Genomic DNA, 17187 nt, shown 5'->3' on the forward strand with positions numbered 1-17187 from the left:
GACGCGAAAAGTGTGACATGGGATAAAATAGTGGTATCGTTTACACTGGTTTTCACACGCGCTTTTTCACAGACTGAGTGCATTGTAGATCAAAGAGATAGAGATGTATTGTTGCAGGTTGTCTGAAAAGCGGAGGGCAGCGCCCTCCACGCGTTAATCGATTTTGCTCAGCAGGTAGCGGTATTGCTCGCGGTCAGGGACAAATTCCAGCCGATGGGTGATGCAGGACGGGGCATCTTCAGCATGGTGGGACACAAACAGCAGCTGGGTTTCACCTTCGCTAATCAGGACATCCACAAAGCGGCGGATCAGCTGACGGTTGAGCGGATCCAGCCCCTGCAACGGTTCGTCAAGAATCAGCAGCGTAGGGTGCTTGACCAGCGCGCGGACGATCAATGCCAGCCGCTGCTGCCCCCACGACAGGCTGTGGAATGGCGCATCGGCGACCCGGTTATCCATACCCAGAATATCCAGCCACTGCTGCGCCAGCTTGTGCTGCTTGTCGGATACCGCCTGATAAATACCAATGGAGTCGAAGAAGCCAGAGAGGATCACATTTCGCACCGTGGTGCTCACCCGGTAGTCCAGGTGCAGGCTGCTGCTGACATAGCCGATGTGCTTTTTGATATCCCAGATGGTTTCCCCGCTGCCGCGGCGACGGCCGAACAGGGTGAGATCGTTGCTGTATCCCTGCGGGTGATCCCCGGTGATCAGGCTCAGCAGCGTGGATTTACCCGCTCCGTTGGGGCCGACGATCTGCCAGTGCTCACCAGGATTAACCGTCCAGCTGAGGTGATTAAGAATAGGGCGATCGTCGTAAGCAACCACCCCATCGCGCAGCACAATGCGCGGCTGGTCAGGGTCCAGCCCGTGGCGTGCTGAAGGCGCATCCGGCTCCGGCAGGGCAATACCGTCCAGTTTCTCGCTGTGCGCCAGCTGCGCAATCAGCGCCTGCCGAAGCAGTACGGCTTTCTCGCCGGTTTCGGTCAGGCTACAGTCCGCCAGCACGCCCGCATAATGTACGAAATCCGGGATCTCATCAAAGCGGTTAAGAACCAGCACAAGCGTGTATCCCTGCTGGTTAAGCGACGCCAGCAACGCTGCCAGCTGCGCGCGGGATTGCACATCCAGTCCGTCAAACGGTTCATCCAGGATCAGGAGTTCCGGCTCGCTCATCAGCGCCTGACACAGCAGCGTTTTGCGCGTTTCACCGGTTGAAAGGTATTTAAAGCGGCGATTAAGCAGGGCGGTAATGCCAAATTGCTCCGCCAGCTGCTGACAGCGGGCAGGATCTTTTATCTCATCCTGGATAATTTCCGCCGTCGTGCGGCCGGTATCTTCTTCGCCGGGGCTGAGCAAATCGGTATTGTTACGCTGCCACTCATCGCTGACCAGCTTTTGCAGCTGTTCGAAGGAAAGGCGCGTCAGCCGGGTAAAGGTGCACCGACGTTCACCCTTCAGTTGGGTTAATTCGCCTGCCAGAGCGCGGGCCAGCGCGGATTTTCCGCTGCCATTCGTGCCCACAAACGCCCAGCTTTCTCCGGCGCGAAGGGTTAACTCTGGCAGCGATAAGGTACGGGTATCACTAAGACGAAACGTGCCTTGCGAAATATGCAATGATGACATGTGTTATCCCATTTTTTGCAGCAACAGATGTCAGGGATACTCAGTGTAAGCAGGGTTGTCAATGCGCTTAGCACAATGTGGCGATAATTACCCTGTCTGCATTGAAATATGCGGTCACCACAGCACCTTCGTCTAATTCGGTCGCGTCGTTCACCGGAACGGTGGCGCAGAGCAACTGTCCATCCGGCAGGGTCATCAGCACTTCACATTGTTCTGCGCCGCGCTCGATGTGGCTGATACGCCCGCGTAGCTGGTTGTCGGCCTCTGCGGCCTGCTCAGGGTTGAGTGCGATGCTGATCCAGGGCGCTTTGAGTAATACCAGCACCTCCTGACCTTCGTTCAGCCCAAGGCGTTGACCACTTTGCGCGGTGATGGCGGCTTTCAGACGCGTCGTACCGTCCGCGAGCAGGATCTCTATATGCTCCTGCACCTGCGAATGATCGCGCCCCGTCACCGTACCAAACCACTGGTTGCGGGCGCTGGTCTGCAAAGAGAAACGGGAGATGGCGCCCAGCAGGCTGTCCAGCGGCAGGTTGTCGTCATCGCTCAGCACATCAAATGCTTTTTGCTGGATCTGCGCCAGTAAATCGTAGAGCTGGATCAGACGTTGCCCGTAACGCGTCAACACGGCGCCGCCGCCGCCTTTCCCGCCGGTGGCGCGCTCAACCAGCGTGTGTTCGCTCAGGGTGTTCATGTCGTTAATCGCATCCCAGGCGCTTTTATAGCTGATGCCGGCGTTTTTGGCTCCCTGGCTAATCGAGCCAGTTTGTTCTATTTGTTTTAACAGGGCGATGCGTCGCGGATCGGCGAAAAGCTTCTGCTGAAGTCGTAGGGTGAGGAGAATTTCGGCCTGCATAACAGTGTCCCGGTAAAAAGGCTATTGTGACCCAAATGCCCGGGGGCGGAAAGCGCACCGCACAAAAGGGGATGTTTTTCTTACTTTTCAGGGTAGAATAAGCCGTTCACAAGATCTGGAGAAAACCATGTTAGAGTTGTTGAAAAGTCTGGTATTCGCGGTAATCATGGTGCCAGTAGTGATGGCTATCATCCTCGGTGCCATCTACGGCCTGGGTGAAGTGTTCAACGTCTTTTCGAACATTGGTCATCGTCGTGACCAGCCTAAAAAGCAGCAATGATTTCCTCCAAAACGCCCGGCCAGCCCGGGCGTTTTGCTCTCAAGTTTATTCCTTTCCCGCCGATATCTTTTACAACGTTCCTTGAGTTTACGCATTAATGGGTACGATTTAGCGCTAGGAACACCTGCGATATGTCGTTATATTTATTTGTATATAACGACACGCACAGGAGCTTCAAATGGCACGTTCATGGGTACGCCTTTTCGCAGGGGCAACGCTGACTCTCTCACTCACCGCCCACGCACTGGCGGATGAAGGAAAAATCACGGTCTTTGCGGCGGCGTCGCTGACTAACGCGATGCAGGATATTGCTGCGGTATACAAAAAAGAGAAAAACGTCGAGGTGGTCTCGTCGTTTGCCTCCTCGTCCACGCTGGCCCGCCAGATTGAAGCGGGGGCACCCGCGGATCTGTTCATCTCTGCCGATCAGAAATGGATGGATTACGCGGTGGAGAAAAAATCTGTTGATACGGCTACCCGCGAAACGCTGCTGGGAAATAGCCTGGTGGTGGTCGCGCCCACAAACAGCAAGCAGGACGACATCGCCATCAACAAACAGACGGACTGGACCCGTCTGCTCAACGGTGGCCGTCTGGCGGTAGGCGATCCGGAGCATGTTCCTGCCGGGATTTATGCGAAAGAAGCGCTACAAAAACTGGGTGCATGGGAGACCTTATCGCCGAAGCTGGCTCCCGCAGAAGATGTGCGTGGCGCGCTGGCGCTGGTGGAGCGTAACGAAGCGCCACTCGGGATCGTTTACGGCTCCGATGCCGTCGCCAGTAAAGGTGTGAAGGTGGTGGGCACCTTCCCGGAAGACTCGCATAAGAAAGTAGAATATCCTGTTGCGATAGTTGATGGACATAAAAATGCGACCGTGACGGCCTTTGTTGACTACCTGAAGGGGCCGGAAGCGTCCGCGATCTTTAAACGTTACGGATTTACGACTCACGAATGATATTGACCGAACCTGAATGGCAGGCCGTGCTGCTGAGCCTGAAAGTCTCTTCCCTGGCGGTTGCGCTGAGTTTGCCCTTTGGGGTGTTCTTTGCCTGGTTACTGGTTCGCGTGAAGTTTCCAGGCAAAGCCCTGCTCGACAGTGTTCTCCATCTTCCGCTTGTCTTACCGCCTGTGGTGGTCGGATATCTGCTGCTGATCTCCATGGGGCGGCGCGGTTTTATCGGCGAATGGCTGTACGACTGGTTCGGACTGACCTTTGCTTTCAGCTGGCGCGGCGCGGTTCTGGCCGCGGCAGTAATGTCCTTCCCGCTGATGGTGCGCGCTATCCGCCTGGCGCTGGAAGGGGTGGATATCCGGTTAGAACAGGCCGCCCGCACGCTGGGCGCAGGCCGCTGGCGGGTATTCCTGACCATTACGCTTCCGCTCACGTTACCGGGCATTATCGTCGGTACGGTGTTAGCCTTCGCCCGCTCGTTGGGTGAGTTTGGCGCGACCATCACCTTTGTGTCGAACATTCCCGGCGAGACGCGGACCATACCGTCGGCCATGTATACCCTGATTCAGACCCCGGGCGGCGAAGGTGCGGCGGCCCGGCTGTGTATTATTTCGATTGTGCTCGCTCTGGTCTCGCTGCTGGTATCTGAGTGGCTGGCGCGCCTCAGCCGTGAACGGATGGGGAAATCGTGATGCTGGAACTCAACTTTACGCAAACCCTGGGCAGCCACACCCTGACGCTGAACGAAACGCTGCCTGCCAGCGGTATCACCGCCATTTTTGGCGTGTCCGGGGCGGGGAAAACGTCGCTGATTAATGCGATTAGCGGCCTGACGCGTCCCCAGTCTGGCCGTATTGTGTTAAATAACCGCGTCTTGAATGACGCGGAGAAGAAGGTCTGCCTGTCACCGGACAAACGCCGTATCGGCTATGTGTTTCAGGATGCGCGCCTGTTTCCGCACTACAGCGTTCGCGGGAACCTGCGTTACGGCATGGCAAAAAACATGGCCGGACAGTTCGATAAGCTGGTGGCGCTGCTGGGCATCGAACCGCTGCTGGATCGTCTGCCGTCGTCGCTGTCGGGTGGTGAAAAACAGCGCGTGGCGATTGGCCGCGCCCTGTTAACCGCGCCGGAACTGTTGCTGCTGGATGAGCCGCTGGCCTCGCTGGATATTCCGCGCAAGCGCGAGCTGCTGCCGTATCTGCAACGTCTGGCGCGGGAAATCAATGTGCCAATGCTCTACGTCAGCCATTCGCTGGATGAGATTTTACATCTGGCCGACAAAGTGCTGGTGCTGGAAGCGGGCAGGGTGAAGGCATTCGGCAATCTGGAGGAGGTGTGGGGCAGCAGCGTTATGCATCCATGGCTGCCAAAGGAGCAGCAGAGCAGCATTCTGAAGGTGAGCGTGCTGGAGCACCATCCGCACTACGCGATGACCGCGCTGGCGCTGGGCGATCAGCATTTGTGGGTGAATAAAATCGATACGCCGATTCAGTCCACGTTACGGATCCGCATTCAGGCGTCGGATGTCTCCCTGGTCCTGCAACCGCCGCTGCAAACCAGTATCCGCAATATTTTGCGCGCAAAAGTGGCGCAGTGTTTTGATGATAACGGCCAGGTGGAAGTGCAGCTGGAAGTAGGCAACAGAACGCTGTGGGCGCGCATCAGCCCGTGGGCCAGGGATGAGCTAGGCATCAAGCCTGGCCTGTGGCTTTACGCGCAAATCAAGAGCGTTTCCATAACCGCCTGATTACAGCAGGTGGGTATAAATATACTGCGCGATGCTGTCGGTGGTGTTATCGCCAATCACCACGTCAGCGCGCGCTTTCACCGCGTCATCGGCATTACCCATCGCCACGCCCGTTCCGGACGCTTCCAGCATGCTGATGTCGTTATAGTTATCGCCGAAGGCAATTACGTCCTGCATTGATCCGCCCTGCGATTCAACGAACTGGGTCAGACGCTTTCCTTTGCTGTTGCCTTTGCGGGCGATATCCACCTGATCGTGCCAGGACCATTCACATTCCAGACCCAGCGTATGCTCGACATGTTTTGCGAAAGTATTCAGTTTGGCGGTGTCTTCATCGGTCAGGGCAAATTTCCAGATTGCGTCGACGTCTTCCGCCGCCTGGCGCAGGGAGGAAACCTGAGTGAACACCGGACGCTGCGCTTCCGGCAGAGACAGAGCCCAGTTGCTGGTGCGGATCACATGGCCGGTAGGGCGTTCATACACCATGGCGTTGTCCACATACATCAGGCCGTGAATGGCATGCTCATCCAGTAAATCAATCAATTGCAGCGCCTGCGTAACGGGAAGCGGATCGGAGGCTAAAACCTTTTTTGCCTGATAATCATACAAATAGGTGCCATTACAACAAATTGCAGGTGTATCTAAGCCCAGTGCCTGATAAAAAGGATGAATGGCTACGTGATGTCGACCCGTTACGATGAGAAGTTGATACCCCGCTTCCTGGGCTCTTTTGAGGGCCTCAAGAGAAGAGGGGAGCAGCGTTTTCTGAGGGGTAAGCAGTGTTCCGTCTAAATCCAGGGCAATCACTCGCGAGGTCATTTTTTCTTCCGGGTTAATGTTGAATTTAAGGTCTGTCGGGATGGTACACCGAGAGCGGAACCCTGCAAAATCCCGGACTACAATTCAGCATTCACCGTTAAAAATAATCAGGAGTATTCATGAAACAAACCGTTTATACCGCCAGTCCTGAAAGTCAGCAGATCCATGTCTGGCGTTTGAATACAGAAGGTTCGCTTACGCTGGTTCAGGTTGTTGATGTGCCAGGCCAGGTGCAGCCGATGGTCGTCAGCCCGGATAAACGTTTTCTTTATGTCGGCGTACGCCCGGAATTCCGCGTGCTGGCATACCGCATCTCCCCTGATGACGGCGCGCTGACCTATACCGCAGAAGCCCCGCTGCCGGGCAGCCCGACCCATATTTCCACTGACCATAAAGGCAACTTTATCTTCAGCGGCTCCTACAATGCAGGCTGCGTGAGCGTCACCCGCCTGGAAGACGGTATTCCCGTTGAAACCGTCGACGTGGTAGAAGGGCTCGAAGGTTGCCACTCCGCCAACATTTCGCCGGATAACCGCACGCTGTGGGTGCCAGCGCTTAAGCAGGACCGCATCTGCCTGTTCACCCTGAGCGATGACGGCCATCTGGTCGCGCAGAGCCCGGCGGAAGTCACCACCGTGGAAGGCGCAGGCCCGCGCCACATGGTCTTCCACCCGAATCAGCAGTATGCCTATGTCGTTAACGAGCTGAACAGCTCGGTAGACGTGTGGGAGCTGAACGATCCTAACGGGCAGATCGAGTGCGTACAGACGCTGGACATGATGCCAGCTGATTTCTCCGACACACGCTGGGCGGCAGACATTCACATCACGCCGGATGGCCGTCACCTGTATGCCTGTGATCGTACCTCCAGTCTGATCACCGTCTTCAGCGTCTCCGAAGACGGCAGCGTTCTGGCAGTTGAGGGCTTCCAGCCAACAGAAACCCAGCCGCGCGGCTTTAATGTCGACCACAGCGGCAAATACCTGATTGCGGCGGGGCAGAAATCCCACCACATCGCGCTCTATGAAATCCAGGGCGTGCAGGGTCTGCTGGAAGAGAAAGGACGCTATGCGGTCGGACAAGGGCCGATGTGGGTTGTGATTAACGCTCACTGATCCGCAGACGAAAAAAACCTCGCAAATGCGAGGTTTTTTTATGCGCGGTTAATGCATGAGGTAGGCCGGGTAAGGCGCAGCCGCCACCCGGCAGCATGCATTTTACTGCTTCGGCTCAGCAACCACTTTGCTACCCAGACCGCGGTTGTTGTATTCCCACATGCGGTTAAAGTTAGCGTCGTTCAGGTTACGCTGCACGTTGTCTTTATCATCCATCGTGCCGGTGTTGCCGGAGAAAGGACGTTTCGAGATCGCCGCATCCGCCCACGGTTTCGCCATGTTAAAGCCTTCGTTAATCACGCTGTCGCGGATCACGACCTGGCCGTTAGTGGCGGAGTCCACGTCCAGAGAGCGACCAAGCTGCGCCACGCCATCGCCAGCAGCAGTAAAGCGGCTATTCACGGCCAGGAAGCCATAGAACAGGTTAGACTGCGTGGCCGGGGCAAAGACGTAACCTTCCTGCTGCGTACGTGAATTCACCACGCGGAAGTCGGTGTTATCAAATACCACCGCGCCGCGGCCAGAGACCATATCCACGTCGCCTTCAATGTAGCTGTTGGTGACCAGAGTACGCGTCAGACGGTTGTTCTGAAGGGTATTTTGCACGCCGCTGTTGGTCACGAAGAAGGTGTTCTGGCGGCCCAGGATATTGACGTTGTTAATCTGTACTTTGTCGCCATCGCTACGCAGCGCCACGGCCTGATGATTACCTGCGTCAACGCTGTCGCCCAGGGTATTCTGAATGGTCAGGTTCTGCAATTGCAGGCCGTTGTTCTGTGACCAGAATACCGCCGAGCACATCACGCCAATGGTGGCGGCACGCTTGCGCTGGCAGTTATCAAACATATACCACGCCGGTTTACCTGGCATGTATTTACCGGCCGGGTTCACCAGATGGCGCCAGGTGGTGCTGTCGATCTCTGAATCAATCGCCAGGCCAATTTTTACGTCGACCGCTTTTTCGCCCAGGCCGTAAAGCGTAATGCTTCCCGGTGCCGCCGGAACATAAACGGTTCCTTCGTATTCACCCGGCAGGATGGCAATGTACTGACGAGATGCGCTGTGTTTGGTGATTGCGGCATCAACGGCTGCCTGAATAGAGGTGTGTGTAACGCCCTCTGCCCCGGCCGGGCCGACAACGAAGTCTGGCTGTTTCGGCAGGTTAATAGAAGAAGGCGTCCACGGGGCTGCATTGGGATCCATCGCCGAGAAATAGTGCGCACGGGTGAAGTTCTTCGCTTCAGCCGCTGACAGGATCGGACGGGAAGCGGTGCCCGGAGCAACCTGCTCAGAAGGTTGCTGATCCGGTGGTGTTGAACTGCAAGCGGATAAAGTCACGCCAAAGGCGAGTGCCAACGCCAGACGGGAAATCCTGGAAATATTCAAGGTAATGCTCCTGGGTATGCAAGTCTTATCTGGATAGACGAAATAGCCTGCTTTTTTATACTAAGTTGAGCGAAACGGGAAGATAAAAACCGGAAAAGTTGCATTTTTGCCCGCAGGCGACGGGAAAGTCATCACAAATAAATAACATTTTCCCTCAATGCGGTTGACAGCAGGCGGCAGATGAAAATAAATGTCTATACAACCCATGACAAGTGGAAGGCACATGCAGCAGCTTCATCCCGATGATGTGATATGGCGAAATGCGCGACTGGCAACCCTGGCGACAGGTGAGGCGGAGCCCTACGGCCTGAGAGAACAACATGCCCTCGTTGTGCGCGGCCAGACGATTCTGGCCATTATTCCTGAATCCGAGATCCCCTCCGGGCATCGTCAGTGTGTCGATCTCGACGGGCGTCTGGTTACCCCCGGCCTGATCGATTGCCACACCCATCTGGTGTTCGGCGGCGATCGCGCAGCGGAATGGGAGCAACGGCTTAACGGCGTGTCATATCAGACCATTAGCGCGCAGGGCGGCGGAATTAACGCCACGGTCACGGCCACCCGCAACAGTTCGCCGGAAACGCTCCTGACGGTGGCGCAGCAGCGACTCCAGCGGCTGATGAATGAAGGCGTAACGACCGTTGAAATCAAATCGGGATACGGACTGAATGCCGAAGCCGAAGAGAAAATGCTGCTGGTTGCCCGCCAGCTCAGCCTGAATAATCTGGTCGATATCAGCCCGACGCTGCTGGCCGCGCACGCCGTTCCTGCCGAGTACCGACAGGATCCGGATGCCTATCTGGCGCTGGTCTGTGAGCAGATCATGCCCACGCTGTGGCAAAAAGAGTTATTTGAAGCGGTGGACGTGTTTTGTGAAAACGTCGGCTTTACCCCGGCGCAAACCGAGCGCCTGTTCCGGGCCGCCGCCGCGCTCGGGATCCCGGTAAAAGGGCATGTAGAACAACTGTCGAATCTCGGCGGCGCGGCGTTGGTCAGCCAGTATAAAGGGCTGTCGGCCGATCATATTGAGTATCTCGATGATGCAGGTATTCAGGCGATGGCGCAAAGCGGCACGGTGGCGGTATTGCTCCCCGGCGCGTTCTATTTTCTTCAGGAGCGCCAGCGTCCACCGGTGGCGCAGCTGAGAGAGCAGGGCGTGCCGATGGCGGTGGCTACCGACTACAATCCGGGCACCAGCCCGTTTGCCAGCCTGCATCTGGCAATGAACATGGCCTGCGTCCAGTTTGGCCTCACGCCGGAAGAGGCCTGGGCTGGCGTGACGCGGCATGCGGCGCAGGCGCTAGGACGTGGTGCGACGCACGGGCAGTTAAAGCCAGGTTATGTGGCTGATTTCGTCGTCTGGGAGGCGAATCATCCGGTTGAGATGGTTTACGAGCCGGGGCGGAATCCTATGTATCAACGCGTGTTTCGGGGGCAGGTAGCATGAAACTGTGGCATCCCGTCTCTCCGCAGGTCTGGCAGGGTCGTGACGACAGCGCCGAGTCCAGCACCGCGAAACGTCTCTTCCAGACCATACAGCAGCGCGAACACTTTTCTCCCGCGCCGTCAGGCATCGCCCTGCTGGGCTTTGAATGTGATGAAGGGGTTAAGCGTAACCAGGGCAGGCCCGGTGCTGCACAGGCGCCCGATGTGTTGCGTGGCGCGCTGGCGAATATGGCGAGCCATCAGGGGCATGCACGCCTCGTGGATATGGGCGCTATTTATGTTGAAGGCCACGCGCTGGAGGCGGCACAGCAGGCGTTGAGCGAGGCCATAACCGCGTGCCAGCAATCCGGGATGCGTACTCTGGTTTTCGGTGGTGGACATGAAACCGCCTGGGCGCACGGGCGCGGCGTGCTGGACGCCTTTCCGAACGATCGCCTTGCGGTGATCAACCTGGATGCGCACCTCGATTTACGCAAGGCCGAACGGGCAACGTCCGGCACGCCGTTCCGCCAGCTGGCGCACTACTGCGCGTCTCAGTCGCGGGTGTTTCACTACGCCTGCCTGGGGGTAAGCCGTGCGGCGAATACTCAGGCGCTGTGGGAGGAAGCTGAGCGGTTGAACGTGACGCTGGTTGAAGATCTCGATTTTCGCCGGGATGCGCTATCCGCGCTGGATAGCGTGCTTGCGCAGGCAGACCGGGTTTATCTCACCGTTGACCTTGATGTGTTGCCTGCCGCAGAAATGCCCGCCGTGTCCGCCCCTGCGGCGTTGGGGATCCCGGCGCTGGATCTGTTCCCGGTGATTGAGCGTATCTGCCGAAGCGGTAAACTACAGGCGGCGGATCTGGTGGAATTTAATCCGCACTACGATCGGGACGGACAGGGCGCTAAGCTCGCCGCCCGACTGGCCTGGCAAATTGCTCACTGGTGGGCATAACAACATTCAAGGAGTCATGATGTTTTCACGCTCGCCCCTGCCGCAGCCGAGCCCTCCCGCGCCTTTTTACGAAAAGGTGAAGCAGGCGATCAGCGAAAAAATCGCCGCCGGCGTCTGGCGCCCGCACGACCGCATTCCGTCCGAGGCCGAGCTGGTGGCGCAGTTTGGCTTTAGCCGAATGACCATCAACCGCGCACTGCGTGAACTGACCGATGAAGGGTTGCTGGTGCGTTTGCAGGGTGTCGGAACCTTTGTCGCCGAGCCAAAAGGACAGTCGGCGCTGTTTGAAATCCGCAGCATTGCCGATGAAATTGCCGCCCGCAACCATCAGCACCACTGCGAGGTGCTGGTGCTTGAAGAGACGCAGGCCAGCGCCGAACAAGCCATCGAGCTGAACGTTACCGAGGGCACCCGGATTTTCCATTCGGTGATGGTGCATTATGAGAACGACATTCCGGTCCAGATTGAAGATCGCTGCGTCAACGCGGAGCGGATACCGGATTACCTGAGCCAGGATTACACCCAAACCACACCGCATGCGTATCTCTCGCTCGTCGCCCCGCTGACGGAAGGGGAGCATATCGTGGAAGCCGTGCGCGCCACGCCGCAGGAGTGCGAGCTGTTGCGTATTAAAGAGCACGATCCCTGTCTGCTGATCCGCCGTCGTACCTGGTCGTCCTCGCAAATTGTGTCGCATGCGAAGCTGCTATTCCCGGGGAATCGCTACCGGTTGCAGGGCCACTTTATGTCATAAGTTTTATAAGCGTGATCGCTAACGCAATATAGCAAAATTGTATCTTTTTTGTTAAATCCGACCTTGTGTGTGCTTGTCTATACAAGTATATCTAAATGCATCACCTGTCCCTTATGAGGAACACACAATGTCGTCAGATAAATACCGCAAGCAGGATGTCCGCGCCGCGCGCGGCACCACGCTCACCGCAAAAAGCTGGCTCACCGAAGCACCGCTGCGCATGTTGATGAACAACCTTGATCCTGAGGTAGCAGAAAATCCCCACGAGCTGGTGGTCTATGGCGGCATTGGCCGCGCCGCGCGCAACTGGGCGTGCTATGACGCGATTGTTGAGTCTTTGACGAATCTCGAAAACGACGAAACGCTGCTGGTGCAATCCGGCAAACCGGTTGGCGTATTCAAAACCCATAAAAATGCGCCCCGCGTGCTGATTGCCAACTCCAACCTGGTGCCGCACTGGGCAACGTGGGAACACTTCAACGAGCTGGACGCAAAAGGGCTGGCCATGTACGGCCAGATGACCGCGGGTAGCTGGATCTACATCGGCAGCCAGGGGATTGTGCAGGGCACGTATGAAACCTTCGTGGAAGCGGGCCGTCAGCACTATAACGGATCACTGAAAGGCCGCTGGGTGCTCACCGCCGGACTGGGCGGCATGGGCGGCGCGCAGCCGCTGGCCGCGACGCTGGCGGGCGCGTGCTCCCTGAACATTGAGTGCCAGCAGAGCCGCATCGATTTCCGTCTGCGTACCCGCTATGTCGATGAACAGGCCGACAACCTCGATGACGCGCTGGCGCGCATCAAAAAGTACACCGCTGAAGGCAAAGCCGTGTCGGTTGCCCTGTGCGGCAACGCGGCGGATATTCTGCCGGAACTGGTGGCGCGCGGCGTGCGTCCGGACCTGGTCACCGACCAGACCAGCGCTCACGATCCGCTCCACGGCTATCTGCCAAAAGGCTGGACGTGGGAAGACTACCAGCAAAAAGCGGAAACCGATCCTGAGGGCACGGTACTGGCGGCCAAACGCGCCATGGCGGAACACGTCTCCGCGATGCTGGCCTTCAGTAAGATGGGTATTCCGACCTTTGATTACGGGAATAACATCCGCCAGATGGCGAAAGAGATGGGGGTGACTAACGCCTTTGACTTCCCCGGCTTCGTGCCCGCCTATATTCGTCCTCTGTTCTGCCGCGGCATTGGGCCATTCCGCTGGGTTGCCCTGTCCGGCGACCCGGAGGATATCTACAAAACCGACGCCAGAGTGAAAGAGATTGTCGCCGATGACGAACACCTGCATCGCTGGCTGGATATGGCGCGCGAACGCATTAACTTCCAGGGCCTGCCGGCGCGTATCTGCTGGGTCGGGCTGGAGTGGCGGCAAAAACTCGGCCTCGCCTTTAACGAAATGGTGCGCAGCGGCGAAGTCTCCGCGCCGATCGTCATTGGCCGCGACCACCTGGACTCCGGCTCTGTCGCCAGTCCGAACCGTGAAACCGAAGCCATGCGCGACGGCTCGGATGCGGTCTCCGACTGGCCGCTGCTGAATGCCCTGCTGAACACCGCCAGCGGCGCGACCTGGGTATCGCTGCACCACGGCGGCGGCGTCGGGATGGGCTTCTCCCAGCACTCTGGGATGGTCATCGTCTGTGACGGAACTGATGAAGCGGCCGCGCGTATCGCTCGCGTGCTGCACAACGACCCGGCAACCGGCGTGATGCGTCACGCGGATGCGGGTTACGAGATTGCCATTGATTGTGCCAAAGAGCAGGGCCTGAACCTGCCGATGATCCCCGCCACACAAGGAAAGCCTGCATGAACGCGTTAACACTTACTCCCGGCTCGCTGACGCTCAAACAGCTGCGTCACGTCTGGCGTCAGCCGGTGACACTCTCCCTTGATGAAAGCGCCCACCGTGCCATTAACGACAGCGTGGCCTGCGTGGAGGCGATTGTGGCGGAGGGGCGCACCGCCTACGGCATCAATACCGGGTTTGGCCTGCTGGCGCAGACCCGCATCGCCACGCACGATCTGGAGAATTTACAGCGTTCGCTGGTGCTGTCGCACGCGGCGGGGGTTGGCCAGCCGCTGGACGATGAGATCGTCCGCCTGATGATGGTGTTGAAAATCAACAGCCTGGCGCGTGGGTTTTCCGGCATTCGTCTGAGCGTGATCCAGGCGCTGATGGCGCTGGTCAATGCGGAAGTTTATCCGTGGATCCCGGCGAAGGGCTCCGTCGGCGCCTCCGGCGATCTGGCGCCGCTGGCGCATATGTCGCTGCTCCTGCTGGGTGAAGGCCAGGCGCGCTGGCAAGGGGAGTGGCTGCCTGCGAAAGAGGCGCTGAAAAAAGCTGGCTTAACGCCGATCACCCTCGCGGCAAAAGAGGGGCTGGCGCTGCTCAACGGCACGCAGGCGTCGACCGCTTTCGCGCTGCGCGGTCTGTTTGAAGCGGAAGATCTGTTCGCCTCGGCGGTGGTGTGCGGTGCACTGACCACTGAGGCGGTGCTCGGCTCGCGTCGTCCGTTCGATGCCCGCATCCACGAGGTGCGCGGCCAGCGCGGTCAGATTGATGCCGCCGCCATGTACCGCCACGTGCTTACCGATACCAGCGACATTGCCGAATCACACCATAACTGCGAGAAGGTGCAGGATCCATATTCCCTGCGCTGTCAGCCGCAGGTGATGGGCGCATGCCTGACGCAGCTGCGCCAGGCGGCAGAAGTGCTGCTGGTCGAAGCCAATGCGGTGTCCGATAACCCACTGGTATTTGCTCAGGAAAACGAGGTGGTTTCTGGCGGTAACTTCCACGCCGAGCCGGTGGCGATGGCCGCAGATAATATCGCCCTGGCGATTGCCGAAATCGGGGCGCTGTCTGAGCGTCGAATCGCGCTGATGATGGATAAGCACATGTCCCAGCTGCCGCCATTCCTGGTGCGCAACGGCGGCGTGAACTCGGGCTTCATGATAGCCCAGGTCACCGCCGCGGCACTGGCAAGCGAGAACAAAGCCCTGTCGCATCCGCACAGCGTGGACAGCCTGCCAACCTCAGCCAACCAGGAAGATCACGTTTCGATGGCCCCGGCTGCCGGGCGTCGTCTCTGGGAGATGGCCTCTAACACCCGCGGCGTGCTGGCGGTGGAGTGGCTGGCGGCGTGTCAGGGTATTGATTTGCGCGAAGGGCTAAAATCCAGCCCGCTGCTGGAGCAGGCGCGCCAGGAACTGCGCGAGCACGTTACGCACTACGATGACGACCGCTTCTTTGCGCCGGATATTGATAAGGCGATGCAGCTTCTGGAGGAAGGACGGCTGGTGGGGCTGTTACCTTCGGTGCTGTGATTTTATGCCCGGTGGCGCTGCGCTTACCGGGCCTACGAGTGCGAAATGTAGGCCGGGTAAGGCGTAGCCGCCACCCGGCTTTTTTTACGAATACATCGCCGTAATCGACGCGCTACCCAGCGAATGGAAATGCACGTTAAAGCCTACCATCGCACCGCTCGCCCCTTCGTCGACCTCAATCTTGTCCACATCCAGCGCGTGCACGGTGAAGATATAGCGGTGCGTTTCCCCTTTTGGCGGCGCCGCGCCGCCGTAGCCCGCTTTGCCAAAGTCAGTGCGCGTCTGAATCGCACCGTCAGGCAGAGCAACCAGATCGGAACCGGAGCCCTGCGGCAGCACGCGCGTGTCGGCGGGCAGGTTTGCCACGATCCAGTGCCACCAGCCCGACCCGGTTGGCGCATCCGGATCGTAGCAGGTCACGACAAAACTTTTGGTTCCCGCTGGCACATCGTCCCACGCCAGATGGGGAGAGATATTATCCCCCTGATAACCCATCCCGTTAAACACGTGACGTTCCGGCAGCTTTTCGCCGTCGCGCAAATCTTTACTGATGATTTTCATCCGATTTCCCTCGTTACTCACTCATTCAGAAAGTGTAACGCATGGGGTTAAATCGCGAAATGCGCTGAAGTGTTAACGGCTTCAACCACTGCCCCGGTCAGCTTGCGGAGCTGATCCGCAGAAATGCTGTACGGCGGCATGAGGTAAATCAGCTTACCGAAAGGTCGCACCCACACGCCCTGGTCAACGAAGAAGCGCTGCAACGCGGCCATGTTCACCGGATGCGTTGTCTCGATTACCCCGATGGCGCCCAGTACGCGGACGTCCGCGACGTATTCCGCCTCCGCCGCCGCGCTTAACTGCTGCTTCAGCTGCGCCTCAATCGCCGCCACCTGCGTCTGCCATGCGCCGCTTTCCAGAATGGCGAGGCTTTCGCTTGCCACGGCGCAGGCCAGCGGGTTGCCCATAAACGTCGGGCCGTGCATAAAGCAGCCCGCGTCGCCGTCGCTGATGGTATCGGCAACCTGGCGGGTGGTAAGCGTGGCGGAGAGCGTCATGGTGCCGCCGGTGAGCGCTTTCCCCAGGCACAGAATATCCGGCGCGATCCCCGCATGCTCGCAGGCGAACAATTTCCCGGTGCGGCCAAAGCCGGTGGCGATCTCATCGGCAATCAGCAGGATCCCTTCGCGGTCGCACATCTTCCGAATGCGCCTCAGCCACTCGGGATGGTACATCCGCATTCCGCCCGCGCCCTGCACAATCGGTTCGAGAATAACGGCGGCAATCTCGTGGCGATGGGCCGCCATCAGCCGCGCGAAGCCCACCATGTCCATCTCGTCCCATTCGCCGTCGAAGCGGCTCTGCGGGGCTGGCGCAAACAGGTTTTCCGGCAGATAGCCTTTCCACAGGCTGTGCATGGAGTTGTCCGGATCACATACCGACATCGCGCCGAAAGTGTCGCCGTGATAGCCGTTGCGGAAGGTAAGGAACCGCTGGCGCGTTTCGCCCTTCGCATGCCAGTACTGCAACGCCATTTTCATCGCCACTTCCACGGCCACCGAGCCGGAGTCGGCCAGGAAAACGCACTCCAGCGATTCAGGCGTCATCGCTACCAGGCGACGGCATAAATCCACCGCGGGCTGATGCGTGATCCCGCCAAACATCACGTGTGACATCTGGTCAATCTGCGCTTTCATCGCCGCGTTTAGTCGCGGGTGGTTGTAGCCATGGATCGCCGCCCACCAGGAGGACATCCCGTCAACAAGCCGCTCGCCGCTGGCAAGATGCAGCTCGCAGCCGTGGGCCGAGGCTACCGGATAGACGGGAAGGGGGCGGGTCGTGGAGGTGTAAGGGTGCCAGATATGCTGCTTGTCGAAGGCGAGATCGTCCTGGGTCATAATCGACTTGTAAACCATTTTGAAAAGTTTTAGGTT

At 58.3% G+C, this 17187-nt stretch carries 16 protein-coding genes; 10 read left to right on the forward strand and 6 right to left on the reverse strand.

What is annotated here, in order from left to right; all coding sequences use genetic code 11:
• Positions 1-153 precede the first annotated feature (153 nt).
• A complete protein-coding gene (modF, locus tag ACOTX5_RS08325) occupies positions 154-1626 on the reverse strand; it encodes a molybdate ABC transporter ATP-binding protein ModF (RefSeq protein WP_017694125.1) in 1473 nt (490 codons plus the stop codon).
• Between the two features lie 67 nt (positions 1627-1693).
• Positions 1694-2482: a molybdenum-dependent transcriptional regulator gene (modE, locus tag ACOTX5_RS08330; protein ID WP_015571099.1), complete on the reverse strand. Its 789-nt coding sequence runs from the start codon at positions 2480-2482 to the stop codon at positions 1694-1696.
• A gap of 127 nt (positions 2483-2609) precedes the next feature.
• Between modE and ACOTX5_RS08335 the strand changes: the two genes are divergently transcribed.
• From ACOTX5_RS08335 to modC, 4 genes are all read left to right on the forward strand, one after another.
• Positions 2610-2762: an AcrZ family multidrug efflux pump-associated protein gene (locus ACOTX5_RS08335; RefSeq protein WP_003858549.1), complete on the forward strand. Its 153-nt coding sequence runs from the start codon at positions 2610-2612 to the stop codon at positions 2760-2762.
• A gap of 178 nt (positions 2763-2940) precedes the next feature.
• The gene (modA, locus tag ACOTX5_RS08340) at positions 2941-3717 is read left to right on the forward strand and encodes a molybdate ABC transporter substrate-binding protein (RefSeq protein WP_017384951.1); all 777 of its coding nucleotides are present in this window, start codon (positions 2941-2943) and stop codon (positions 3715-3717) included.
• Positions 3714-4406 (forward strand): molybdate ABC transporter permease subunit, encoded by a 693-nt coding sequence (gene modB, locus ACOTX5_RS08345; RefSeq protein ID WP_003858545.1) that lies wholly within the window; start codon positions 3714-3716, stop codon positions 4404-4406. Before modA ends, modB begins: the two co-directional genes overlap by 4 nt.
• The gene (gene modC / locus ACOTX5_RS08350) at positions 4406-5464 is read left to right on the forward strand and encodes a molybdenum ABC transporter ATP-binding protein ModC (protein WP_017694124.1); all 1059 of its coding nucleotides are present in this window, start codon (positions 4406-4408) and stop codon (positions 5462-5464) included. Before modB ends, modC begins: the two co-directional genes overlap by 1 nt.
• Here modC and ACOTX5_RS08355 read toward each other — a convergent pair whose 3' ends face one another.
• Entirely contained in the window at positions 5465-6283 is an 819-nt protein-coding gene (locus ACOTX5_RS08355; RefSeq protein WP_017384949.1) for a pyridoxal phosphatase, read from the reverse strand.
• Between the two features lie 119 nt (positions 6284-6402).
• Between ACOTX5_RS08355 and pgl the strand changes: the two genes are divergently transcribed.
• On the forward strand, positions 6403-7398 hold the full coding sequence (gene pgl, locus ACOTX5_RS08360; RefSeq protein WP_040117391.1) for a 6-phosphogluconolactonase: 996 nt from the start codon (positions 6403-6405) through the stop codon (positions 7396-7398).
• A 102-nt stretch (positions 7399-7500) separates the two neighbouring features.
• Here the strand turns inward: pgl and ACOTX5_RS08365 are convergent, their stop codons facing one another.
• Positions 7501-8784 carry a putative acyl-CoA thioester hydrolase gene (locus ACOTX5_RS08365; protein WP_045343747.1) on the reverse strand — a complete coding sequence of 428 codons (1284 nt, stop codon included), beginning with the start codon at positions 8782-8784 and terminating at the stop codon, positions 7501-7503.
• A gap of 223 nt (positions 8785-9007) precedes the next feature.
• Here ACOTX5_RS08365 and hutI point away from each other — a divergent pair, with 223 nt between their 5' ends.
• From hutI to hutH, 5 genes are all read left to right on the forward strand, one after another.
• Positions 9008-10231, forward strand: a complete 1224-nt coding sequence (gene hutI, locus ACOTX5_RS08370) for an imidazolonepropionase (protein WP_015571093.1) — start codon at positions 9008-9010, stop codon at positions 10229-10231.
• Positions 10228-11166: a formimidoylglutamase gene (gene hutG / locus ACOTX5_RS08375; RefSeq protein WP_015571092.1), complete on the forward strand. Its 939-nt coding sequence runs from the start codon at positions 10228-10230 to the stop codon at positions 11164-11166. Before hutI ends, hutG begins: the two co-directional genes overlap by 4 nt.
• Positions 11167-11185: 19 nt before the next feature.
• On the forward strand, positions 11186-11920 hold the full coding sequence (locus ACOTX5_RS08380; RefSeq protein WP_017384945.1) for a histidine utilization repressor: 735 nt from the start codon (positions 11186-11188) through the stop codon (positions 11918-11920).
• A 127-nt stretch (positions 11921-12047) separates the two neighbouring features.
• On the forward strand, positions 12048-13736 hold the full coding sequence (hutU, locus tag ACOTX5_RS08385; protein WP_032671286.1) for a urocanate hydratase: 1689 nt from the start codon (positions 12048-12050) through the stop codon (positions 13734-13736).
• Complete coding sequence (hutH, locus tag ACOTX5_RS08390; RefSeq protein ID WP_045911444.1) at positions 13733-15253, forward strand: histidine ammonia-lyase; 1521 nt, start codon at positions 13733-13735, stop codon at positions 15251-15253. The genes hutU and hutH overlap by 4 nt, the downstream gene beginning before the upstream one ends.
• A gap of 84 nt (positions 15254-15337) precedes the next feature.
• Here hutH and ACOTX5_RS08395 read toward each other — a convergent pair whose 3' ends face one another.
• Together ACOTX5_RS08395 and bioA are read right to left on the reverse strand one after the other, a co-directional pair.
• Positions 15338-15814: a kinase inhibitor gene (locus tag ACOTX5_RS08395; RefSeq protein WP_003858531.1), complete on the reverse strand. Its 477-nt coding sequence runs from the start codon at positions 15812-15814 to the stop codon at positions 15338-15340.
• Positions 15815-15861: 47 nt separating this feature from the next.
• A complete protein-coding gene (gene bioA / locus ACOTX5_RS08400) occupies positions 15862-17151 on the reverse strand; it encodes an adenosylmethionine--8-amino-7-oxononanoate transaminase (protein ID WP_045911443.1) in 1290 nt (429 codons plus the stop codon).
• Positions 17152-17187: the final 36 nt, after the last annotated feature.

The organism is Enterobacter cloacae complex sp. IR5441, from assembly GCF_049238215.1.
GTDB classification, from domain to species: domain Bacteria; phylum Pseudomonadota; class Gammaproteobacteria; order Enterobacterales; family Enterobacteriaceae; genus Enterobacter; species Enterobacter hormaechei_C.